General features: G+C 63.7%; 20 protein-coding genes. 13 read left to right on the top strand and 7 right to left on the bottom strand.

Annotation, left to right across the window (positions count from 1 at the left end; all coding sequences use genetic code 11):
• The first annotated feature begins 2 nt into the window (after window positions 1–2).
• The 9 genes from bchY (at window position 3) to dxs (ending at window position 9,068) form a co-directional block, all read left to right on the top strand.
• Window positions 3–1,583: a chlorophyllide a reductase subunit Y gene (bchY, locus tag ABD923_RS12470; RefSeq protein ID WP_259548609.1), complete on the top strand. Its 1,581-nt coding sequence runs from the start codon at window positions 3–5 to the stop codon at window positions 1,581–1,583.
• Window positions 1,583–3,064, top strand: a complete 1,482-nt coding sequence (bchZ, locus tag ABD923_RS12465) for a chlorophyllide a reductase subunit Z (protein ID WP_259548619.1) — start codon at window positions 1,583–1,585, stop codon at window positions 3,062–3,064. The genes bchY and bchZ overlap by 1 nt, the downstream gene beginning before the upstream one ends.
• Window positions 3,057–3,275, top strand: a complete 219-nt coding sequence (gene pufQ, locus ABD923_RS12460; protein WP_259548621.1) for a cytochrome PufQ — start codon at window positions 3,057–3,059, stop codon at window positions 3,273–3,275. Before bchZ ends, pufQ begins: the two co-directional genes overlap by 8 nt.
• Window positions 3,276–3,491: 216 nt before the next feature.
• Window positions 3,492–3,641, top strand: coding sequence for a light-harvesting antenna LH1, beta subunit (gene pufB, locus ABD923_RS12455; RefSeq protein ID WP_222189968.1), 150 nt, complete (start codon window positions 3,492–3,494; stop codon window positions 3,639–3,641).
• A gap of 15 nt (window positions 3,642–3,656) precedes the next feature.
• Entirely contained in the window at window positions 3,657–3,821 is a 165-nt protein-coding gene (gene pufA / locus ABD923_RS12450; RefSeq protein ID WP_222189970.1) for a light-harvesting antenna LH1, alpha subunit, read from the top strand.
• Between the two features lie 134 nt (window positions 3,822–3,955).
• Window positions 3,956–4,858: a photosynthetic reaction center subunit L gene (pufL, locus tag ABD923_RS12445; protein ID WP_222189972.1), complete on the top strand. Its 903-nt coding sequence runs from the start codon at window positions 3,956–3,958 to the stop codon at window positions 4,856–4,858.
• Window positions 4,859–4,861: 3 nt separating this feature from the next.
• Entirely contained in the window at window positions 4,862–5,866 is a 1,005-nt protein-coding gene (gene pufM, locus ABD923_RS12440) for a photosynthetic reaction center subunit M (RefSeq protein WP_259548625.1), read from the top strand.
• 3 nt (window positions 5,867–5,869) lie between these two features.
• Entirely contained in the window at window positions 5,870–6,973 is a 1,104-nt protein-coding gene (gene pufC, locus ABD923_RS12435; protein WP_259548626.1) for a photosynthetic reaction center cytochrome PufC, read from the top strand.
• A 169-nt stretch (window positions 6,974–7,142) separates the two neighbouring features.
• Window positions 7,143–9,068: a 1-deoxy-D-xylulose-5-phosphate synthase gene (gene dxs / locus ABD923_RS12430; protein ID WP_259548627.1), complete on the top strand. Its 1,926-nt coding sequence runs from the start codon at window positions 7,143–7,145 to the stop codon at window positions 9,066–9,068.
• Window positions 9,069–9,135: 67 nt separating this feature from the next.
• Here dxs and idi read toward each other — a convergent pair whose 3' ends face one another.
• The 7 genes from idi to ABD923_RS12395 form a co-directional block, all read right to left on the bottom strand.
• Window positions 9,136–9,666 carry an isopentenyl-diphosphate Delta-isomerase gene (idi, locus tag ABD923_RS12425; protein WP_222189979.1) on the bottom strand — a complete coding sequence of 177 codons (531 nt, stop codon included), beginning with the start codon at window positions 9,664–9,666 and terminating at the stop codon, window positions 9,136–9,138.
• On the bottom strand, window positions 9,663–10,844 hold the full coding sequence (locus ABD923_RS12420) for a geranylgeranyl diphosphate reductase (protein ID WP_259548629.1): 1,182 nt from the start codon (window positions 10,842–10,844) through the stop codon (window positions 9,663–9,665). Before ABD923_RS12420 ends, idi begins: the two co-directional genes overlap by 4 nt.
• A gap of 2 nt (window positions 10,845–10,846) precedes the next feature.
• A complete protein-coding gene (locus ABD923_RS12415; protein WP_259548631.1) occupies window positions 10,847–12,136 on the bottom strand; it encodes a BCD family MFS transporter in 1,290 nt (429 codons plus the stop codon).
• The gene (chlG, locus tag ABD923_RS12410; RefSeq protein WP_259548633.1) at window positions 12,133–13,050 is read right to left on the bottom strand and encodes a chlorophyll synthase ChlG; all 918 of its coding nucleotides are present in this window, start codon (window positions 13,048–13,050) and stop codon (window positions 12,133–12,135) included. The genes ABD923_RS12415 and chlG overlap by 4 nt, the downstream gene beginning before the upstream one ends.
• A 65-nt stretch (window positions 13,051–13,115) precedes the next feature.
• Complete coding sequence (locus ABD923_RS12405; protein WP_259548634.1) at window positions 13,116–14,036, bottom strand: cation diffusion facilitator family transporter; 921 nt, start codon at window positions 14,034–14,036, stop codon at window positions 13,116–13,118.
• A gap of 41 nt (window positions 14,037–14,077) precedes the next feature.
• Window positions 14,078–15,517 carry a transcriptional regulator PpsR gene (gene ppsR, locus ABD923_RS12400; protein ID WP_259548638.1) on the bottom strand — a complete coding sequence of 480 codons (1,440 nt, stop codon included), beginning with the start codon at window positions 15,515–15,517 and terminating at the stop codon, window positions 14,078–14,080.
• A gap of 34 nt (window positions 15,518–15,551) precedes the next feature.
• Window positions 15,552–16,472 (bottom strand): cobalamin B12-binding domain-containing protein, encoded by a 921-nt coding sequence (locus ABD923_RS12395; RefSeq protein ID WP_259548639.1) that lies wholly within the window; start codon window positions 16,470–16,472, stop codon window positions 15,552–15,554.
• Between the two features lie 295 nt (window positions 16,473–16,767).
• On the opposite strand from ABD923_RS12395, the gene bchF reads away from it, so the two are divergent.
• Genes bchF through ABD923_RS12375 form a run of 4 tightly spaced genes read left to right on the top strand, consistent with a single transcriptional unit; the run spans window position 16,768 to window position 23,681 of the window.
• Entirely contained in the window at window positions 16,768–17,253 is a 486-nt protein-coding gene (gene bchF, locus ABD923_RS12390) for a 2-vinyl bacteriochlorophyllide hydratase (RefSeq protein ID WP_259548644.1), read from the top strand.
• Window positions 17,250–18,563 (top strand): ferredoxin:protochlorophyllide reductase (ATP-dependent) subunit N, encoded by a 1,314-nt coding sequence (locus ABD923_RS12385; RefSeq protein WP_259548646.1) that lies wholly within the window; start codon window positions 17,250–17,252, stop codon window positions 18,561–18,563. Before bchF ends, ABD923_RS12385 begins: the two co-directional genes overlap by 4 nt.
• Window positions 18,560–20,110, top strand: coding sequence for a ferredoxin:protochlorophyllide reductase (ATP-dependent) subunit B (gene bchB, locus ABD923_RS12380; RefSeq protein ID WP_259548648.1), 1,551 nt, complete (start codon window positions 18,560–18,562; stop codon window positions 20,108–20,110). The genes ABD923_RS12385 and bchB overlap by 4 nt, the downstream gene beginning before the upstream one ends.
• Complete coding sequence (locus ABD923_RS12375) at window positions 20,100–23,681, top strand: magnesium chelatase subunit H (protein ID WP_345229497.1); 3,582 nt, start codon at window positions 20,100–20,102, stop codon at window positions 23,679–23,681. Before bchB ends, ABD923_RS12375 begins: the two co-directional genes overlap by 11 nt.
• Window positions 23,682–23,753: the final 72 nt, after the last annotated feature.

Raw genomic sequence — 23,753 nt, 5'->3', positions numbered from 1 at the left:
CCATGACGGACGAGATCAGATACGACGACGCCGACACGGCCGAGATCATCCGGGGCGAATCCCGCGATGACCGTGCCGATGCGGCCGTCCCGTCTCTGCCTCAGGGGGACGGGATGGGCTGCCACGCCGGTGCGGCCGAAATGGAAAAAGCCGCCCGCATGGCCGGCAAATCCGAAATTCTCGATCAGTATGCCGCCGACTATCCGCAAGGCCCGCATGACAAGCCGCAGTCGATGTGCCCGGCTTTCGGCAGCCTGCGCGTCGGTCTGCGGATGCGCCGTGTGGCGACGATCCTGTCCGGGTCGGCCTGCTGCGTCTACGGGCTGACCTTCGTGTCGCATTTCTACGGGGCCCGCCGCTCGGTCGGCTACGTGCCGTTCAATTCCGAAACGCTGGTCACCGGGAAACTCTTCGAAGACATCCGCGATGCCGTGCACGAGATGGCCGACCCCGAGCGTTACGACGCCATCGTGATCACCAATCTTTGCGTGCCCACCGCATCGGGGGTGCCGCTCCGGCTGTTGCCGGACGAGATCAACGGGGTTCGGATCGTCGGTATCGACGTTCCGGGCTTTGGGGTGCCGACCCATGCCGAGGCCAAGGATGTCCTCGCTGGATCGATGCTCAACTATGCCCGACAGGAGGTGGAGGCCGGCCCAGTGCAAGCCCCTGTCTCGGGTAAATCAGACCGTCCGACAGTCACGCTGTTGGGCGAAATGTTCCCTGCGGATCCGATAGGAGTCGGAGGGATGCTCGCGCCACTCGGTCTGGCGGCAGGTCCGGTCGTTCCCTGCCGTGAGTGGCGCGAGCTCTATGCCGCGCTGGATAGCGAGGTGGTGGCCGCGATCCACCCCTTCTACACCAGCGCAATTCGCGAGTTTCAGGCCGCGGGCCGCACCATCGTGGGCTCTGCCCCGGTCGGGCATGACGGCACCGCAGCCTGGCTTGCCGCGATCGGGGAGGCCTATGGCGTCGCCGCCGACAAGGTGGCCGCCGCGCAAAACGCCTTCCTGCCCGCGATCAAGGGCGCGCTCTCTGCCGCGCCGATCAAAGGCACGATCACGCTCTCGGGTTACGAGGGCAGCGAATTGCTGGTCGCGCGTCTGTTGATCGAAAGCGGCGCCGAGGTGCCTTACGTCGGAACCGCCTGCCCGAAAACGCCGTGGTCCGCGCCGGATGTCGAATGGCTCGAGTCCAGGGGCGTCAAGATCAAGTTCCGCGCCAGCCTCGAAGACGACTGCGCCGCGATGGAGGCGATCCAGCCGGACCTTGCCATCGGCACGACCCCCGTCGTCCAGAAGGGCAAGGAGCTGGGTATTCCCAGCCTCTACTTCACCAACCTGATTTCCGCCCGTCCGCTGATGGGTCCGGCCGGTGCCGGGTCTCTGGGGCAGGTCGTGAACGCCGCCATGGCGAACAAGGCGCGCATGGATCACATGCGCGAATTCTTTGAGGGCGTGGGCGAGGGTGACACCGCCGGGATCTGGGAAGGCTCCCCGAACCTGCGGCCCGACTACCGCGCCCAGCATCAGAAGAAGCTGGATAAACTCGCCCGTGCGGCCAAAGCGCAGGAGATGATCTGATGCTCATTCAAGATCATGATCGCGCAGGTGGCTACTGGGGCTCGGTCTATGCCTTTACGGCGGTGAAGGGCCTTCAGGTTATCATCGACGGCCCGGTCGGCTGCGAAAACCTGCCGGTGACGAGTGTTCTGCACTACACCGACGGTCTGCCGCCGCATGAGCTGCCCATCGTGACCACCGGCCTGGGCGAGGAAGAGCTTGGCCGTGATGGCACCGAGGGCGCCATGAAGCGCGCCTGGGACGTTCTGGACCCCGCGCTTCCGAGCGTGGTTGTTACCGGGTCGATTGCCGAAATGATCGGCGGTGGCGTCACGCCCATGGGCACGAACATCCAACGGTTCCTGCCGCGCACCATCGACGAAGACCAATGGGAAAGCGCCGACCGCGCGATGACCTGGATCTTCACCGAGTTCGGCATGACCAAGGGCCGGATGCCCCCGGAAAAGAAACGCGAAGAGGGGGCCGCCCCGCGCGTGAACATCCTCGGGCCGATGTACGGCACGTTCAACATGCCGTCCGACCTGCACGAGATCCGCCGCCTGGTCGAAGGGATCGGCTGCGAGGTGAACATGGTGATGCCGCTGGGCAGCCACCTGGCCGAAATGCGGAACCTCGTGAATGCCGACGTCAACATCGTGATGTATCGCGAGTTCGGTCGCGGCTTGGCCGAGGTTCTCGGCAAGCCCTACCTGCAAGCGCCCATCGGCGTGGACAGCACGACCAAGTTCCTGCGCAAGCTGGGCGAGTTGACGGGCCTCGACCCCGAGCCCTTCATCGAGCGCGAGAAGCACTCGACGATCAAGCCGATCTGGGATCTGTGGCGCTCGGTCACGCAGGACTTCTTCGCCACGGCCAGCTTCGGCATTGTCGCGAACGAAACCTACGCGCGCGGCGTGCGCAACTTCCTCGAAAACGACATGGGCCTGCCTTGTGCCTTCGCCGTGGCGCGTTGCGCCGGGAAGAAGACCGACAACGAGCAGGTCCGCGCCATGATCAGCCAAAAGCGCCCATTGGTGCTGATGGGGTCGATCAACGAGAAAATGTATCTCGCCGAAATGAGCGCGGGGCATGGGCCGAAACCGGCCTTCATTCCCGCCAGCTTCCCCGGCGCCGCGATCCGCAGGGCCACCGGCACGCCCTTCATGGGCTACGCGGGCGCGACCTACCTGATCCAGGAGGTCTGCAACGGCCTGTTCGACGCGCTTTTCCACATCCTGCCTCTGGGCAGCGAGATGGACAGCGCCGAGGCGACGCCGACGACACTCCGCCGCGATTTCCCATGGGACGAGGACGCGCAGACGCTTCTCGACCGGATCGTGGCCGAACACCCCATTCTGACACGCATTTCCGCGGCCAAGACGCTGCGCGATGCGGCCGAGAAGGCCGCACTGGCCAGCGGTGCCGAGCGTGTCCAACGCAATACGGTCGAGGCGCTTGCGCCCGCCGGCTTCGAGTTTACCGAGGGAGACCACAATGACTGACATGACCTCGAACACTCCCGGTACGCGGCACAAGCCGCCCAAAACGGAGTTCATGATCTACTTCGCGATCATCTTCGTTGCGACGTTGCCGCTTGCGCTCCTGACTTGGGCGCTGGCCGCGATCCGCACCGGAAGCATGACCGAAAAGGGGCCGATCAAACGCGCTTGGAGCCAGGCGCGGATCATCACACCGATGATCTTCACGGCCTGAAGAATACTGCCGAACCTGCCGTTCAGAGCCGCTTCAGACCCGGCTGGCAGAGCAAGGCACCACGAGATACTCGGCGTGACGACCGGAGCCGAGACTGAGTTCATTCGAGACGTAGCCACGCTGCGGTTCGGATGGAATGCCGGCAGGGCAATGAGGCCTTGTCGGGGCCCGGCCGCGGGGTTCGCGGCATCAGTCTAACGTTCCGGAGGAAAGTTTATGGCTGACAATACCGACCTGTCCTTCACGGGTCTGACCGACGAGCAGGCCCAGGAGCTGCATTCGGTGTATATGAGCGGGCTCTGGCTGTTTGCGGCCGTTGCCGTCGTCGCCCATATCGCCACGTACATCTGGGCCCCCTGGTTCTAAGGAAGGAGCGACAACATGGCTAAGTTCTACAAGATCTGGCTCATCTTCGACCCGCGCCGCGTTTTCGTGGCCCAGGGTGTGTTCCTGTTCCTTCTGGCTGTGATGATTCACCTCGCGGTGCTCTCGTCCGGCCTGAACTGGATGGAAAATGCCGCCGCATCGGCGGGCTTCGGCGGCTGATCGCCGGACCCGTCCCGTGTTTGCGGGAGTCTGACAAATGCCGCGGGCGGGTTTACGCCCGCCCGTGGCGATCCGACGAAAAAACTGACGGCTGACCGTAACGGGGACACGCCGCCACACGCGGAGACAGACGCATGGCTTTGCTAAGCTTCGAGAAAAAGTATCGCGTCCGCGGAGGGACGCTGATCGGCGGCGATCTGTTCGACTTCTGGGTGGGCCCTTTCTACGTGGGCTTCTTTGGGGTGACGACAGCATTTTTCGCCGTTCTGGGAACGGTTCTGATCTTATGGGGGGCGGCCATGCAAGGCACGTTCAACCCCTGGACGATCAATATCGCACCCCCTGACCTGAGTTATGGTCTCGGGATGGCGCCTTTGATGGAAGGCGGCCTGTGGCAGATCATCACGATCTGCGCCACCGGCGCGTTCATCAGCTGGGCCCTTCGCGAGGTCGAAATCTGCCGCAAGCTGGGGATCGGGTATCACGTACCCTTTGCCTTCGCTTTCGCCATCCTTGCCTATGTGACGCTGGTGATCTTCCGCCCGCTTCTGATGGGCGCCTGGGGCCACGGATTCCCGTACGGGATCTTCAGTCACCTCGATTGGGTGTCGAATGTCGGCTACGCCTATCTGCACTTCCACTACAACCCGGCTCACATGCTGGCAGTGACGTTGTTCTTCACCACCACGCTGGCGCTCGCGCTGCACGGTGGCCTCATCCTGTCGGCAGCCAACCCCGAAAAGGGTGAGGAGATGAAGACGCCGGATCACGAAGACACCTTCTTCCGTGATTTCATCGGCTATTCGATCGGCACGCTGGGTATCCACCGTCTCGGTCTTCTCCTGGCCATTGCGGCGGTGTTCTGGAGTGCGGTCTGCATCATCATTTCCGGCCCGGTCTGGACGTCCGGCTGGCCCGAGTGGTGGAACTGGTGGCTCGACCTGCCGATCTGGCCCGAACCGAGTGTCGTCTATGACAGCACCGGCATGGCCACCATCGGCACCGAAGCCTCCGCCACCGTGATTGGGGGAGAATGAATCATGGCCTACTTCGAATACCAGAACATCTTCACCCAGGTGCAGGTTCAGGGCGAGCCCGAGATGGGCATGGAGCTCAAGGAGAACGTGCTGGGTGGGGGCCGCACCAGCGGTGCGACACATTCGAGCCTGCTCGGCTGGTTGGGCAATGCACAGCTTGGCCCGATCTACCTGGGCTGGGCCGGCATCACCAGCCTCGCCACCGGCTTTGCGTGGTTCTTCATCGTTGGCTTCAACATGCTGGCGCAGGTGGGATGGTCCATCCCCGAGTTCCTGCGGCAACTGTTCTGGCTGGCGCTGGAACCGCCGGGGCCGGAATGGGGCCTCAGCTTCCCGCCGCTCAATGACGGGGGCTGGTACATCATCGCGAGCTTCTTCCTGCTCGTGTCGGTGATGGCCTGGTGGGTGCGCACCTATCTGCTGGCTGTCCAGCACAAGATGGGCAAGCACATCGCATGGGCCTTCCTGGCCGCGATCTGGCTGTTCCTCGTCCTTGGCCTGTTCCGTCCCATCCTGATGGGATCCTGGAGCGAGGCGGTGCCCTATGGCATCTTCCCGCACCTCGACTGGACCACGGCCTTCTCGATCCGCTACGGGAACCTCTACTACAACCCGTTCCACGCGCTTTCGATCGCGTTCCTCTATGGCTCTGTCCTGCTCTTCGCGATGCATGGCGGCACCATCATGGCCGTGACCCGCTTCGGCGGCGACCGGGAGTTGGAGCAGATCGTGGACCGTGGCACGGCCTCCGAGCGGGCGGCGCTGTTCTGGCGCTGGACGATGGGCTTCAATGCCACGATGGAAGGCATTCACCGTTGGGCCTGGTGGTTCGCGGTCCTGACCCCCATCACGGGTGGTATTGGCATCCTTCTCACCGGGACCGTCGTGGACAACTGGTTCATCTGGGCCCAGGAACACAACTTCGCCCCCGAACATCTGGGCGCCTATGGCTACGAAGCCTACGGGTCGTACAGTGACTTCGGCGGCATCGCCCCGACAGGAGAGTGAGCCATGTTACCCAAGTGGTTTAGCAACTGGGACCGGGAGAATCCCACCAATATCTTCGGCCCCGCCATCGCGGTCGGTGTCGCAGGATCGGCGGTGTTCGTGGCGGCGATGCTCGTCACCTGGGGTCAACCCTTCGCAACAGACAGCATGCAGACCGGCCCCCGTGGGTCCGGTATGCACGTGGCCGAATTCCTCACGGATCTGGAGGCCGGCGATCCTACGGTGGCGGGGTTCTTTACCTCGGAACCGGTGGTCCCGACCGAAGGCGCCGAGACGGCCGGTGCTGCCATTGATGGGGCCGAACCGTTGTTGGCCGATCTTTCGGTCGATAACTACAACCGGCTGATCGAAGCCATGCGGAGCTGGACGGGTATTCCCGATCTGTTGGAGCCGGGTCTGGAGAACTACCAGACCACGGTCGCCCGGCGGATGATCCAGATGACCCAGAACATCAACCAGAACTGGGCGGCACACGTTCAGGTGAACGCTGAGGTGGGTGTGACCTGTTACACCTGCCACCGCGGGCAGCCAGTGCCGAACAACATCTGGTACCGGGTCAGCCCCGTGAACGAAAGCGTCGCGGGCTGGAGTGCCAACCAGAACCGCGTGACGATGGTGTCGAACTTCACGTCGTTGCCCTCCGACTATCTCGAGCACTACCTGCTTGAGAATGACGAAGGCAGCTACAACATCATCGCCATCCACGATCTGGCCAGCCGTGTGCAGCAGCAGCCGGGCGACCCGCTGATCCAGCAGGCCGAACGGACCTACGGGTTCATGAACTACATCGCGAACTCGTTGGGTGTGAACTGTACCTTCTGCCATAACACGCGGGCGTTCTACGATGCCGCGCAGGTGACCCCGCAATGGGCCACCGCGACGCTCGGTATCGCCATGGTTCAGGAAATCATCGCGGATTACCTGCTGCCCTTGCAGGAGGTTCTGCCGGAAGAGCGCCTTGGCCCGGTCTATGCCGACATGCCGCTGGCGGCCTGCCGCACCTGTCACCAGGGCGAACAGCAGCCGCTCAATGGCCTGAACGTGATCCGCAACTGGCCCGAGCTGGCCGTCGTCGACGGCGAGCCGGACTACTCGGCCTTCGAGTGAGCCATGCGGGCCGCGGCCCATAGCAGGATTGACCGCGGGCGGGATGCCCCGCCCGCGGATCGCAAGGACCCTTACGTCCCTTCGTGAGGTTAACTGGACCGCGGGCGGGATTCAGACCCTGTCCGCGGCTTTTTCGTCTCTGACGAGCAGGTTCGGGAGGACCTGAAGAATGACCGACAGACCGCAAACCCCCGTTCTCGACCGAGTGACCTATCCCGCCGATCTGCGGCGGCTGAGCGACCCCGAATTGAAACAATGCGCCGACGAGTTGCGGGCCGAGGTGATCTCGGCCGTGTCGGAAACCGGCGGGCACCTTGGATCGTCCCTTGGCGTTGTCGAACTGACCGTGGCGATCCACGCGGTGTTCAACACGCCCTATGACAAACTGATCTGGGACGTTGGCCATCAGTGTTATCCGCACAAGATCGTCACCGGACGCCGCGACCGGATTCGGACCCTGCGCCAGAAGAACGGCCTGTCCGGCTTCACGAAGCGGGCCGAAAGCGACTACGACCCGTTCGGCGCGGCCCATAGTTCCACCAGCATTTCCGCCGCCCTGGGTTTCACCATGGCGCGGGAGCTGGGCGAGGCGACGGGCGACGCGATCGCGGTGATCGGCGATGGCTCGATCAGTGCCGGCATGGCCTACGAGGCGCTCAATAACGCGGGCGATTACGGTCGCCGCCTGTTCGTGATCCTGAACGACAACGAGATGTCGATCGCCCCGCCAACCGGTGCGATGTCGCGCTACCTGTCGAATCTCGCGACCAATTCGCCCTTGGCGGCGTTGAAAGACATCGCAGACGGCGTGGCCCAACACCTGCCGGAGCCGCTGCGCCAAGGGGCGGAACGGGCGCGCGAGTTGGTGACGGGCCATTCGAAATCCGCCACGCTCTTCGAGCACCTGGGCTTCACTTATCTGGGGCCGGTGAACGGGCATGACATGGGCGAGTTGTTGTCCGTGCTGCGCGCCGCAAAGGCGCGGGCCACCGGGCCGGTTCTGATCCACGCGGTGACGGTGAAGGGCAAAGGCTACGCGCCCGCCGAAGGGGCCGACGATTGCTACCACGGGGTCGCGAAATTCGATGTCGCCACGGGCGCGCAGAAAAAGTCGAAACCCAACGCCCCCAGCTACACAGGCGTCTTTGGACAGACCCTGACACGCATGGCAGAGACTGATTCACGCATCGTGGGCGTGACGGCAGCCATGCCGGGTGGCACGGGCCTCAACGTCTTGCAAAAGGCGATGCCCGGGCGTGTGTTCGATGTGGGGATCGCTGAACAGCACGCCGTGACCTTCTGCGGCGGTCTGGCGGCTGGCGGTCTGAAACCGTTCTGCGCGATCTATTCCAGCTTCCTGCAGCGCGGGTATGACCAGATCGTGCACGATGTGGCGCTGCAGAACCTGCCGGTGCGCTTCATGATCGACCGGGCGGGATTGGTGGGGGCCGATGGCCCGACCCATGCCGGCGCGTTCGACATCAGCTTTCTCGCCGCCCTGCCCAACATGACGGTCATGGCCTGCGCCGACGAGGCGGAACTGGTCCACATGATGGCGACGGCTGCGGCGCATGATGACGGGCCGATTGCCCTGCGGTATCCGCGCGGCGAGGGCGTGGGTGTGGACATGCCCGAGACTGGCGAAGTCCTGGAAATCGGCAAGGGTCGCATCATTCAGGAAGGCCACGATGTCGCGATCCTGTCCTTTGGCGCGCACCTGTCCGAGGCGCGCGAAGCCGCCAAGGAACTGGAGGCCAAGGGCCTGTCCGTGACGGTTGCCGACGCACGCTTCGCCAAGCCGCTGGACACCGACCTGATCGACCGGCTGGTGGCTGGCCATACGGCGCTGGTGACCGTGGAGCAGGGCTCGGCACTCGGGTTCGGCGGGCTGGTTCTGCATCATCTGGCCGCGACAGGGCAACTCGATGGACGGTGCCAGGTACGAACCATGCACCTGCCCGATCGCTTCATCGACCAGGCGAGCCCCGGCGACATGTATGCCGATGCGGGGCTTACGGCGGCGGATATCGCGGGCACGGCCCTGCAGGCGATGGGTGTGTCAGTCGCAAACTTCGCGGGACAAGCCTCGGCCTGAGTGCGCCGTTTCGAGATATGAAAAAGGCCGCCCAAGGCGGCCTTTTTTGTTGGATCAATAAGGGGTTTCAGACCGGGTCGGCCGCAGTGAAGATCTTGGTCGCGTGATCCCGCAGGTAGATCTGCAACCACGGGGTAAAGCCCTCGGGCTTGCGCGTGACCTCTTCGGCCAGCGTGTCCAGTGGGTGCCAGATCGTGTCCATCACCTCGTCGGGGTTGGGCTTGGGCTCTACGCCACTGGGCAGTTCGCCCACGAAAATATCGACGACCTCATGCTCGATCAGGCCCCCGCCAACATCGGCCCGGTATTCGACGGTATCGCGATATTCCAGCGTCACGTCGGTCAGGCCAAGTTCCTCGGCCAAACGACGACCGGCGCAATCGAGGCTGTCTTCGCCCCAGAACGGATGTGTGCAACAGGTATTCGCCCAGAGCCCGGGCGTGTGATATTTGCCCATAGCGCGACGTTGCAGGAGCACGCGACCCTCGCGCATCAGGAAGACCGAAATCGCCTTGTGCCGAAGGCCCTTCACATGGGCTTCGAGCTTTTCGACGGGGGTCAGGCGGCCATCCACCCAGGTGGGGATTTCGATTGTCATATGCGTGTCGCCGGGACAATGCCGGCCAGATGAGACAGGTTCTTGAGCCCGATCTTGATATGCGCCATCGGCCGGGCCTTGACCAATTCCTTGTTCATATAGGCTTCGAAGGTCAATTGTTGAACATCGATGTCGTGGCACAGGCTGACGAAACGTTCGCGCCGCTCGTCGGATTTGTAATAGGCGTCCTGCATCGCGCCGAGCACCTTGAAGACGTTCTTATGCTCGCGCATGAACAGCTTTCGGGCCAGTTTCAGGTCGCGGATCAAGCCGGTTTGCAGCTTGGCGGCGGCGGCTGTTGCGGCGCAGCGCCCACCCGCCATCGCGTAGTAGATCCCTTCGCCTGACGAGGGGGCGACAACGCCGGCGGCATCGCCGGCCAGGACCACGTCACGCCCGTTGTCCCACTCATCCAGCGGCTTGAGCGGAATCGGTGCGCCCTCGCGCCGGATGGTCTTGCAATCCTGCAGGCCAGCAGCCACGCGCAGGTCCGCGGTGGCCTTTTTGACGTCGACGGATTTCACCATCGAGCCCATGCCGACGCTGGCGGACTTCCCGTGCGGAAAGACCCAGCCGTAAAAATCCGGGCTGATGCGCCCGTCATAGATCACGTCGCAGCGGGCCGGGTCGTAGTCGCCGACAGGGCCGGGGGCTTCGATGATCTCGTGATAGGCGATCACGTAGGGGATCTTGTCGCCGCCCTTGACCTCGGTACGGGCGACATTGGACCGTGCGCCATCGGCGCCGATTACGATCTTGCAGGTCAGGGCCCGATCCTCGCCCGTGGCCTTGTCGCGGTAATGGACATGGGTGCCATCGGCATCGCGCGTGATGCGGGTGTAGGTCCCGGTGACGCGCTCCGCCCCGGCCTCGGCGGCGCGGACGCGCAGGAACTCGTCGAAATGCTCGCGATCCACCATGCCGACAAAGCCGTTCTCGATGGGAATATCGACCTTGCGACCCGACGGAGAGATCATGCGCGCCGTGGTGATCTTGGCGACGAGCTGCTCGTCGGGAATGTGGAAATCGCGGATCAGGCGCGGGGGAATCGCCCCGCCACAGGGTTTGATCCGTCCATCCCGGTCGAGAAGGGCCACCTTGTGCCCCGAACGCGCCAGATCTTCCGCGGCGGTCGCGCCAGACGGCCCGCCCCCCACAACGACAACATCGTAGAGCATGGTCACTCTCCCGGAACGGCGACCCCGTTCGGGGTCATGGCAGGATGACGCTCCATCACGCGCAGGGCCATGTAGGCCGAGGCGATGTAGAGGAGCGCTTCGAAAAGGAATACGGCGCCGAAGGCGGTGGGGTCGGCCATGAAACCGCGCATGACATCGACCATCGCAGCCCCGGCCAATCCGCCAAAGCCTGCGGCGATGGCCTGTGCCGCACCCCAAAGCCCCATGCGGGTGCCTTCGCGGGCGCTGCGGCCCTCACCGGCCAGCGCCATCATCGAGCCGATGGCCGCCACGGCGAACATGCCGTTGAAAAAGCCCATCAGGACGACGGCAGGCATCAACGGCGCCTCCGGCCCGATCTGGCCCAGCATGGTGATCAAGCCAAGCGCGCCGGCCGAGCCGATGCAGCCAGCGATCACCCAGGCCTTGAGCGAGCCGAAGCGCAGCGCGGTGCCCGCGACGCCGACAAGAACCATGCCAAGGAACACGCCGCCATTCTGCGCACCCGAAAGCGAGGTGGATTGGCCGGGCGTGAACTCGAAAACGAGGCCGGAATAGGGTTCGAGGATCAACTCCTGCATGAAATAGGCGGTCATGCTGAGGAAGACGAAAATGGTGAAATGGCGGGCCTTCCGTTCGGCCCAGATCTCTTTCATGCCCTCGATGAACGGAGCGGCCTCGGCCTCGGCCCGTGCGACGACGGTCCGTTCGATGCCCCAGACGGCCAGGCAGGTGACGACAAAGGCCAGCCCGGTCACGGTGGCGACCACCTGCATCAGGCGCATCGGCGTGTAAGGGTCGAGGAACTGGCCCGAGACACCGGCAGTCACGGCGATGCCCACGATCATCATCAGCCAGGTAATCGTGGCAGCCGCCGGGCGGCGGTGATCGGCGGTCGCGGTCGCCAAAAGCGCCAGAAGCGATGTGCCCGAGGCGCCGACGCCAACGCCGATCGCAGCATAGGCGAGGATCGACGTGATCAGCCCGAGGGTGAAATTGCTGTCCATCAGAACGACGCCATAGGCCGCCGACAGGCCGCCAAGCGCCAGGATTCCCATGCCACCGATGATCCAACGCGTGCGATGTCCGCCCGTGTCGGACTTGTAACCCCACTGCGGTCGCGTGATCTGGATGCTGTAATGCAGTGCCACCAGCAGGCCGGGCAGAACGGCGGGCAGCGCCAGTTCAACCACCATCAGCCGGTTCAGGGTCGATGTTGTAAGAACGACAATGGCCCCGAGCGCCATCTGCACGAGGCCAAGCCGCACAATCTGCAACCAGGACAGCGTCATGGCCAGGCCTCAAGGCTTCTGATGGCGAAGGCCGTGATCATCATGCCGGAGACGTAAAGCGTGACACCGGTGCCGTTATACCACGGGGCTTTGCCCTTCGGGTCCTTCAGGAGAACCCGCATGGCGTAGAATTGCAGAAGCAGCGAAACGATGATCGCAACCGCATACCACGGGCGGTCCCACGAGAAGAGGAGCGCGATGACGATCATCTGCGGCACGGCCATGACGACGCAGGCCAGCTTCGCCGCACGCTCGGGGCCCATCGTCACGGGCAGCGAGTTGACGCCCATCTGACGGTCGCCTTCAAGCGCCTTGAAATCGTTGAGTGTCATGATGCCATGCGCGCCGATCCCATAGAGCAGCGCGACGATCACCACGGGCCATGCAGGAGCCCCCGCAGACAGAACCGCGGCGCCGGTGAACCAGGGCAGCGACTCGTAGGACAGGCCGACAAGGCCCGGTCCCCACCAGCCGGATTTCTTGAGGCGGACAGGCTCGGCTGAATAGGCCCAGGCGGCGAGGACGGCGACGACCGTCGCGCCCCATCCCCACGGGCCAAGGGCCAAGCCAATGACCAGGGCCAGGGCCGACATGAATAGCGCGATCCAAAGGCCCCAACGGCCGGGAATGCGGCCCGATGGGATCGGACGGTGAGGTTCGTTGATCGCGTCCACGTGGCGGTCGCACCAGTCATTCGCGGCCTGGCTCATGCCGCAGACGACGGGACCGGCCAGAAAGACGCCCAGGCCAAGGGCCAACCAATGCCCCGAGGGGGCAACACCCGCACTGATCGCGCCGCACAGGTAGGCCCACATGGGTGGGAACCACGTGATGGGTTTCAGCAGGGTGAGAACCGCCTTCGGCTCCGGCAGTTTTCGCGGCTGAGTCTGGCTGAGGTCGGTCGTTACACTCATGACTGTCAGGATAAGTTGACAGTATGCGACTCGGCAAGTGTAAAATGAACTAGACGCACTATGTCTCAGTCATGGCCGATGCGGTGCCGGTCGGGGCACTCGAAGTCGCAGCTTTCAAGCTCCAGCGTGACGTGGCGAATGCCGAAACGGTGCTGCATGGTCAGCTTCACCTCGTTTCGGATCGACTCGGACCGCGCCCAATCCCGTTCGGACAGGACAAGGTGCGCCTGCAAGGCGGGCCTGTGTTCGTCCATCTGCCACAGATGGGCATGGTGTACGTCGGTGACGCCGTCGGTTGCGGCGAGGGCGTCCAGCACGTCTTCGGTATCGAGATCGGGCGGCGTGCCAAGCATCAGAACGCGGATGACGCCCCCGATTTCGCGGAAAGCAAGCCAAAGGATCGACCCGGCGATCAGCAGGGTCACGATCGGGTCGATGATCCACCAATCGAAGGTGAGGATGCCGACGCCGGCCACGATCACGCCGATCGATCCCGCCGCATCTGCAAGGTTGTGCAGAAAGGCCGCACGAATGTTCTGGCTGTCGCGCGCCATGGCAAAGGTCAAACCCGCCGTGACCAGGTCGACGACAAGGGCGATGCCGGCAATGATCACGACCGTCCAACCGGCAACGGGCTGCGGATCGAGCAGGCGCATAATCGCCTCGGAACAGAGGTAAAGCCCCAGCACGATCAAGGTGGTGTAGTTGATGAGCGCGGCGACGGTCTCCGCCCTCGCGTATCCGAAGGTCATACCGGCATCCGCCGGTTTCCGCGCCACCCGCCGCGCCAGCGCCGCGATGACGAGCGACAGGGCATCGGACAGGTTGTGAAGGGCATCGGCAACCAGCGCGAGCGACCCGGACAGGATGCCGCCGATCACTTGTGCGACGGTCAGCCCAAGGTTGACGGCAATCGCAAGCACAAGGTTGCGATCCCCCTTGGGGCCGTCCAGAGCGACGTGGTGGTGATGGTGGTCATGCGGCACGCGCACATGTATCTCAGCCTGAAAAGGCTACATCAATGCGTTTAATTGCCGTTCTTGTGCAGCAGACCGTATTTCCGCAGCTTCACGTAAAGCGACTGCCGTGACAGGCCCAGCATCTCGGCTGCGGCGACGCGGTTGTTGTCCGTCAGCTCCACAGCCGTTTCGATGCACATCTTCTCAACCACATCCGTGGTGGCCGCGACGATATCCTTCAACGGGGCAGAGCCCACCAGATCCATCACGTTGCGCATCGCGTCATCGGACATGGGCGCAGGGCCTGACGGCGCGGGTGCGCCGGGCTCGCGGATCACCTCCATGCGCGAGGTGTCACGGATCACGAAGGCGAACCCGGTCATACCGGCGCCGGCCAGATGCGTCGCGGACATCTCGATGGACAACTGGCTGCCATAGGCCCCTTCGAACCGCGTCGAATAGAGGCGCATGGTGCCGTTCCGGGCAGCATTGTCGATCAGAACCTTCAGGTCGACACTGCCCCGCGCAAGGTAGTCGCCAAGCGACCGGCCCTTCACGTCCCCAAGGTTCCCTGCATCGCACAGCCCGAGGAACGCTTCGTTCGCCGACCGGATCACGCCATGGCTGTCGGTGACCACCACCGCATCGGGACCGTCGCGATAGAGGCTTGTCAGCGTCTGCGACAACTCGGCGGCCACGGATTCCTGGCTTCCAGCGGCCTCAAGCCGGCAGAGCAACGTCTTGTCGCCAGCCGCGCGGAAGACGGTCGGGTAGATCTCGACCTCGGCTTTGCCGCGCCGCGTGGTTACCGTGACGGCGGCGGCGGCTTCGTCACCGGCCGTCAGAACCAGCCCTTCGAGGAACTCGCCCCGCCGCTTGCCCTCGAATTCCTGCGTGAAGGCAGAGCCCGTCAAGGCATCCGCCTCGGCCCCGAGGATCTGGGCAGCGGCCTCGTTCAGGTCGAGAATTCGACCCGATTCGACATCGACCAGCACGAGGGCATCGCGCACAGCCTCCATGATCACCCGGTAGCGGGTCTCGTAATCACGGTGGCTTTCATAATCCTTCTCAAGCGCAAGCTGCGCCTTCACGAGACGATGCTGTAGCTCTGCAATCGGGCGAAGATCGCGCCCCAACATCAGGATGATGTCGGGATTGCCCGTCTTGTGCATCGTGTAGCGGATCGGGAATTCCCAATTCGCATTGTCGTAATGGTTGACCTCGATCGCGTCGACCTTGGTCTCCTGGCCCTCGCGATAGGCGGCAAGCTGAGTTTCAAGCTTACCGAGGCTGTCCTCGGCCATGAATTCGCGAATGTCGCGGTCTTTCCAATGGTCGAGACGCCCCAATGTGGGGTTCAAAGGGTTGGTGATGACCGATTTGACGGTGCCCTGTGTATCAAGAACGATGGCAAGATCTGCCGCCGTGGTGACGATCTCGTTGAAGTGCTCCGGGCCGATGGGCGGCGTCGAAGGCTGATCCCAGAACTCTGATCCACGTGTGTTCATCAGCATTTTCTATCCCGACACGGAGGAAAACCGCTCATCTGCCTGTGTCTGCATCCACTTCTAAAAGGGTGCAGTTCCCTTTCGTTTCAAGTCCACAAAGACCCAAGGCCGTCACCATATCCGGTGCGACATGGTCCACACCCGTGAGGGACCTCAGGTCGAAATCGGCTTCCAAGATCGAGCCGCCAAGAACAATCGGGATCACGCGCATCGTATTAGACCGAACTCTGTCTACGATTTCTCTTGTCGTTGCAAGCGTTCTGCGCCCGGCAGCCGTGATTCCCAGCATGGCATAGCGCCCGAAACGCACACTGTCGGCGATCTGGCGCGGATGCTTGTCGAGGGCGATATCGACCATGTAGCCCAAGCGCCGCAACTGATCCGCGGCGACGAATATCCCAAGCGTATGATGTTCCGGGCTGGGAACAACCAACAGAATGCGCGGCGCCCGAGCCCCTGGAATCCTGGGCCGCTGATCTTCACCGGCGCGGCCGCCTTTTGCATAGATCACGTTTTGCCAGGCCTGGTCCTTGGCGCCGAGGGCGCGCACGGTTTCCTGCAAGCGGGCTGACCCGATGGTGACCTCGGCGAAACTGATGTCGTCATCGGCCCAACGCTGACCAAGGCAGCGGGCGATATCGGGCACGATGCGGTCGATGATGTCGCGCAAGCCTACCCCGCTCTGCCTCAGGCGCATGAGCACGAGGTGGCGCGCGTCGTCATGCTCATCGAGAAACGCGTCGCACAGAACGCGCAACCGTTGGGCCGACAGGTCGCTGGGGGCGCTGTTGCGGGATGCCATGAGGCGGATGGCCTGGCGGGCGAGACTGCGGACTCCGACCTCCTGCACGCTGCGACGGTCATGCAGGCGCAGATCATGCGTCATCCCGGTGGTTTTCCGGGACGGCATATTGCCATGGTCATCCATCATGATTTCACCAGCCACGGCGCGCATTGGCACCAATCCGGGCACTCGGAAACGCGGACATCCGCGAATTGACTACCCCGGAAAGTTTCCAACATCGCAAGCCACCTGTCAAAGGAAATTGACACAGCAACCCGCTTAGCGATCACCCTTGCCGCTTTCTCATTCTCAATCGGGCAAAGAAATCAATAAAACAAGGCAGATGCTTTGTCGGCTGCTGGCTTTTGCCGCATGGGAAAACCCGTCTCGAAAGTGTAAGTTTTGATTGACACTATCGGGCTTACAGCCCTACCTTTCCCAGACAGACCAAGGGAATCGACGGGAAATGCCGAGCGACACGTTCACCCATGCTCCGTCAAGGCAGCTTTACACACCAGAAGAACGCGCGCGACGCGATGCCACGGTATGGACGACCGTGCAGGGCGTGCTCGCGCCCCTGCAATTCCTGGTGTTCCTGGTGTCATTGGCGCTTGTTATCCGCTTCATGATCACGGGGGCGGGGTATGACCTCGCGACGGCGTCGATCGTTTTGAAAACCCTTGTTCTGCTGACCATCATGGTGACCGGCGCGATCTGGGAAAAGGTCGTGTTCGGTCGATACCTCTTTGCGCCGGCGTTCTTCTGGGAGGACGTCTTCAGCCTTGCGGTGATCGCGCTGCACCTGACCTATGTCTGGTCGCTCTTCGCGGGCTGGCCCCATGACACCCAGATGTGGATCGCATTGGCCGCCTATGCCGCCTACGTCGTGAACGCCGCGCAGTTCCTGTGGAAGCTCCGCATGGCGCGGCTGGAGTCGGAGGGTCGCCTGTGAACCAACCGACCAACATTTCTGGCGCCACCTGCCGCGACGCCCCCATTCTGAAGGAGCGTGGTCAGCGCGAGGTGTTCTGCGGCCTGACCGGGATCATCTGGCTGCATCGCAAGATGCAGGATGCCTTCTTCCTTGTCGTCGGCAGCCGCACCTGCGCGCACCTTCTGCAATCGGCCGCTGGCGTCATGATTTTCGCCGAGCCGCGATTCGGCACCGCCGTTCTGGAAGAGGGCGACCTTGCCGGGATGGCCGACGCGCATGAGGAACTGGATCGCGAGGTCGATCGCCTTCTGTCGCGCCGCCCTGACATCAAGCAGCTTTTCCTCGTCGGCTCTTGCCCGTCCGAGGTGATCAAGCTGGACCTGCACCGGGCGGCCGAACGGCTGACGGTCAAGCATGCGCCGCATGTGCGGGTGCTGAACTACTCCGGCAGCGGGATCGAGACGACCTTCACCCAAGGCGAAGATGCCTGTCTTGCCTCGATGGTGCCGGTCCTGCCCGAGACGGACGAGCGTGAACTGCTGCTGGTCGGCGCGCTGCCCGACGTGGTCGAGGATCAGGCCGTCGATCTGCTGAACAAGATGGGCATCGGCCCGATCCGTGTCCTGCCCGCGCACCGCTCGGCCGAAGCGCCCGGTGTCGGCCCGAACACGGTCTATGCCTGCCTCCAGCCGTTCCTCGGCGATACGTCCGCCGAATTGGATCGCCGCGGTGCGCGGATGATCCAGGCCCCGTTCCCCTTCGGCGAAGAAGGCACGACGCTGTGGCTTCGTGCGATTGCCGACGAATTCGGCGTCGATGACGAAACCTTTGCCCGCGTCACGGATGCGCCGCGCGCCCGCGCCCGCACCGCCATCGCCAACGCCGCCAAGGCGCTGCAAGGCAAGACCATCTTCTTCATGCCCGACAGCCAGCTGGAAATTCCGCTGGCCCGGTTCCTGACCCGCGAATGCGGGATGGAGGCGATCGAGATCGGCCAGCCCTACATCCACAAGGGCCTTGTCGGCCCCGACATGGACCTGATCCCGGCCGGCCCCACGATTTCCGAAGGGCAGGACGTGGACAAGCAACTCGACCGCGTGCGCGCCGCGCGGCCCGACCTGACGGTCTGTGGTCTCGGCCTCGCCAATCCGCTGGAGGCCGAGGGCCTGACGACCAAGTGGGCCATCGAGCTGGTCTTCACGCCGGTGCATTTCTACGAGCAGGCAGGCGATCTGGCCGGTCTGTTCAGCCGCCCCGTGCGGCGCCGTGAGCTTCTGAAACTGGAGGCGGCAAGCGCTTCCAAAGAGACGCGCGAGGTCGCGCGATGAAGCTGACCGTCTGGACATACGAAGGCCCGCCGCATGTTGGCGCTATGCGCGTCGCTACCGCGATGAAGGGTTTGCATTACGTGCTGCACGCGCCGCAGGGCGACACCTATGCCGACCTGCTGTTCACCATGATCGAGCGGCGCAACCACCGCCCGCCGGTCAGCTACACGACCTTTGAAGGGCGCGACCTCGGCACCGACACGGCCAGCATCTTCCGCAATACCTGCCGCAATGCCTATGACCGGTATAAGCCGCAAGCGATGATCGTCGGCGCATCCTGCACCGCCGAACTGATTCAGGATGACCCGGGTGGCCTTGCCGAGGCGATGGATATTCCCGTCCCGGTCGTCGCGCTGGAACTGCCCAGCTACCAGCGCAAGGAAAACTTCGGTTCGGACGAAACCTTCTACCAGATCGTGCGCGCCCTGGCGCAGCCGATGGAGCGCACGCAGGAGATCACCGCGAACCTCATCGGGCCGCTCGCGCTGGGCTTCCGCCACCGCGACGATATCGAAGAGGTGAAAGGCCTGCTTTACGAAATGGGGATCGGCGTGAATGTCGTGGCCCCGTTCGATGCCACGCCCGAGGATATCGCCAAGCTGGGGCAGGCGCATTTCAACGTTCTGATGTATCCCGAGCACGCGGAAACCGCCGCGCGGCATCTCGAACGCACCTGCGGCCAGCCCTATACCAAGACGGTTCCGATCGGTGTCGGCGCGACCCATGAGTTCGTGGCTGAAGTGGCCCAGATCTGCGGTGTAGAGCCGAAAAAAGATCTCAGCCGCCTGCGCCAGCCGTGGTGGTCCAAGTCGGTCGACTCGACCTACCTGACCGGCAAGCGCGTGTTCCTGTTCGGCGACGCGACCCATGTGAAGACCGCCGCCCGCATCGCGCGGGACGAAATGGGCTTTGAGGTGGTGGGCCTGGGTTGCTACAACCGCGAGTTCGCGCGCGATATCCGCAAACTGGCCAAGGATTACGGCGTCGAGGCGCTGATCACCGACGATTACCTCGAGGTCGAGAAGGCCATCGAGGATCTGGCCCCCGAGATGATCCTCGGCACGCAGATGGAACGCCATATCGGCAAGCGGTTGGGTATTCCCTGCGCCGTGATCTCGGCCCCGGTTCACGTGCAGGATTTCCCCGCGCGCTACTCGCCCCAGATGGGCTGGGAAGGCGCGAACGTGATCTTCGACACCTGGATCCACCCGCTGGTGATGGGTCTGGAAGAACATCTGCTGCACATGTTCCGCGAGGATTTCGAATTCCACGACGAGGCGGGGGCCAGCCACCATGGCGGCCACGCGCCCAAGCCGATCGCCGAGGTGCCCGCGCCCGAGCCCGTTGCGACCCAGCCCGAGGCCCCGGCGGAAACCGGGAGCGACGTGATGGTCTGGCTCGCCGACGCGGAACGCGAGTTGAAGAAAATCCCCTTCTTCGTGCGCGGCAAGGCCAAGCGCAACACCGAGAAATTCGCCGCCGAACGCGGTGTCTCGGAGATCAGTATCGACACTTTGTATGAGGCTAAGGCACACTTTGCGCGGTGACAGTGACAATATCCCCGGCTACCGGGTCGTGATCGTCACGCTGGATGCCCACGCGGCTGGCCCCGCTGCCCGTGTGAGCGAACGCTTGGGTAAGGAATTCCCGGGCCTCAACGTCTCGGTCCACGCCAGCGCCGAATGGGCGGAAAACCCCGAAGCGCTGGAAGAGGCGAAGATCGCCATCAAGCATGGCGATATCATCGTCGCCAACCTGCTCTTCATCGAGGAACATATCCGCGCGATTCTGCCGGACCTCGAAGCGCGCCGCGATCATTGCGACGCCATGATCGGCATCATCTCGGCCAAGGAAATCGTCCAGCTGACCCGGATGGGCGACCTGGACATGACCAAGCCCGCCAGCGGGCCGATGAAGCTGTTGAAAAAGCTGCGCGGCTCCAAGGAAGGCAGCAACGGCGCGCCAAGCGGGTCGGGCGAAAAGCAGATGAAAATGCTGCGCCGCCTGCCGAAGATCCTGAAATTCATTCCAGGCAAGGCGCAGGACGTACGGGCCTGGTTCCTGACCATGCAGTATTGGTTGGGCGGATCGGACGACAACGTCGAACAGATGGTGCGCTTCCTTGTCGGGCGCTACGCCACCGACCGCGCCTTTGCCGGGGCCGAGGCCGCTGCGCCCATCGATTACCCCGAGGTTGGTCTTTACCACCCCGATCTGCCGGGGCATCGCATCACGACCGACCCGGCCGACCTGCCGCAGCCGGAGAACCCGGTGGGCACCGTCGGTTTGCTGATGATGCGCTCCTACATCCTGGCCAGTGACACGGCGCATTACGATGCCGTGATCCGCAAGATGCAGAAAGCGGGTCTTGCCGTGCTTCCGGCTTTCGCCGGCGGTCTCGACGGACGCCCCGCGATTTCCGCCTATTTCGACAAGGGCCGGATCGACGCCCTGGTGTCCCTGACCGGGTTCAGCCTGATCGGCGGTCCCGCCTATAACGATAGCGAGGCGGCGGTCGCAGTTCTGAAAGAGCTCGACGTGCCCTACATCGCCGCGCACCCCATCGAGTTCCAGACGCTGGGCCAGTGGTCGTCGTCGAATGGCGGTCTTGGCCCGGTCGAGACCACGATGCTGGTGGCCCTGCCCGAGATTGACGGCGCGACCAACCCCACCGTGTTCGGCGGGCGGCATGGCGTGGATGGCTGCCAAGGCTGTTCGATTGCCTGTGTGTGCAAGTCCGACACAAGGGCGATGGCCCCTTGCACCGAGCGGATCACCTCGCTGGTCGAAAAAACACGCCGCCTGGCCGTGCTGCGCCGCAAGGAAAACGCCGAGAAGAAGGTCGGCATCGTCCTGTTCGGGTTCCCGCCGAATGCCGGGGCCATCGGCACCGCCGCTTACCTCAGCGTCTTTGAAAGCCTGCACAACACGCTCAAGCAGATGAAAGCCGACGGTTACGACGTGGAGGTTCCCGCCACCGTCGATGACCTGCGTCGCGCGGTCCTGGAAGGCAACGCCAAGCAATACGGGCAGGAGGCGAATGTCGCCGCCCATGTCGATGCCGACACCATCGTCCGCAACACGCCCCCGCTGAAAGCCATCGAGAGCGTCTGGGGCCCCGCCCCGGGCAAGATCCAGTCGGACGGGCGCGGCGTTTTCGTTCTTGGCGCACAGCTTGGCAAGGTTTTCGTGGGTGTTCAGCCGACCTTCGGCTACGAGGGCGACCCGATGCGCCTGTTGTTCGAACATGGTTTCGCGCCGACCCATGCCTTCACCACCTTCTACCTGTGGCTTCGGAATACGTTTGGTGCGGATGTCCTGCTGCATTTCGGCATGCATGGCGCGCTGGAATTCATGCCGGGCAAGCAAGCCGGTCTTGGCGCACGCGACTGGCCCGACCGCCTGATCGGCGAAATGCCGAACGTCTATCTTTACGCCTCGAACAACCCGTCCGAGGCGACGCTGGCCAAGCGCCGCTCGAACGCGGTGACGATCACGCACCTGACCCCGCCGCTGGCGGCCTCGGGCCTCTACAAGGGCCTTTCGGAACTGAAAGACAGCCTGACGCGCTGGCGCGCGCTGTCGCCCGATGCGCATGAGCGTGCCGAATTGGCCGAGTTGATCGAAGCGCAGGCCGAGGCCGTGGACCTGACGGAACGCGACCCGGACAAGCTGTGGCTGACGCTGCTGGAAACCGAGGATGCGCTGATCCCCGATGGCCTGCATGTCGTGGGTCAACCCATCGCCGAGGCCGAGTTGCAGGAGCACCTGCGCGTCATGGCTGAAACAGACCCTGAAACGCGGAAAAGGGTCGAACATCTGCTCCGGCAGGAGACCGAGCTGCGTGCCCTGATGCGGGCGCTGTCGGGACGCTATATCGAGCCTGTTCCGGGTGGCGACCTGATCCGCTCGCCCGAGGTGCTGCCCACGGGCCGCAACATCCACGCCTTCGACCCGTTCCGCATGCCCACTGCCTTTGCCTTGCAGGATGGCGCGAAACAGGCGCAGCGCCTGATCGAGGCGGCGGGCGAGATGCCCCGCTCGGTCGCGCTGGTTCTGTGGGGGTCCGACAACATCAAGTCCGATGGCGGGCCGATCAGCCAGGCCTTGGCCCTGATGGGCGCGAAACCGCGGTTTGATGGCTATGGCCGCCTGTGTGGTGCCGACCTGATCCCGCTCGAAGAGCTGGGTCGCCCTCGCATTGACGTTGTGATGACCCTGTCGGGCATCTTCCGTGACCTGCTGCCCTTGCAGACCCGGATGCTGGCCGAAGCCGCCTACAAGGCCGCCACGGCCGAAGAACCGATCGAGATGAACTTCGTGCGCGCCCATGCGCTCGATTACATGCAGAAGATGGGCGTCGGCATCGAAGAGGCCGCGCTGCGCGTCTTCTCCAACGCCGAGGGTGCCTATGGCTCCAACGTCAACGCGCTGATCGATAGCGGCGCCTGGGGCGAGGAAGACGAACTTGCCGATGCCTACGAGGCGCGCAAGAGCTTCGCTTACGGCATGGACGGCAAGGCGCGGAAGAACGCGGGCTTGCTTCAGACCGCGCTGAAAGACGTCGATCTGGCCTATCAGAACCTTGAATCGGTCGAATTGGGCGTCACCACGGTGGACCACTATTTCGACACGCTCGGCGGCATTTCCCGCGCGGTGAAACGCGCCAAGGGGGGGGCCGAGGCCCCGGTCTTCATCGGCGACCAGACCCGTGGCGAGGGCAAGGTGCGCACGCTGCAGGATCAGGTGGCGCTCGAAACCCGCTCGCGCAGCCTGAACCCCAAGTGGTTCGAAGGTCTGCTGAAGCACGGCCACGAAGGTGTCCGCCAGATCGAGGCGCAGGTGACGAACACGCTGGGCTGGTCGGCGACCACGGGCCAGGTCGATCCCTGGGTCTATCAGCGCCTCAGCGAAACCTTCGTGCTCGACGAAGAGATGCGCCGCCGCTTGGCGGAACTGAACCCTCAGGCCTCGGTCCGCATGGCGAACCGCCTGCTTGAAGCGTTCGAACGCAATTACTGGCAACCCGACGAGGCTACGCTCGCCGCCCTTCAGGCCGGTGCGGACGAGCTCGAGGATACCCTCGAAGGCCTCACCCCCGGAATGGCCGCGGAATGAAAGAGGAGACGACCGGATGAGCCCCCTCGATACAAAGAACCCCCCCGCCGCTCGCGCCAATGCGCGCGAGGC

The organism is [Roseibacterium] beibuensis (genome assembly GCF_039542305.1).
Classification (GTDB): Bacteria; Pseudomonadota; Alphaproteobacteria; order Rhodobacterales; family Rhodobacteraceae; genus Roseibacterium; species Roseibacterium beibuensis.
This window is presented reverse-complemented; position numbering and strand designations above follow the sequence as displayed.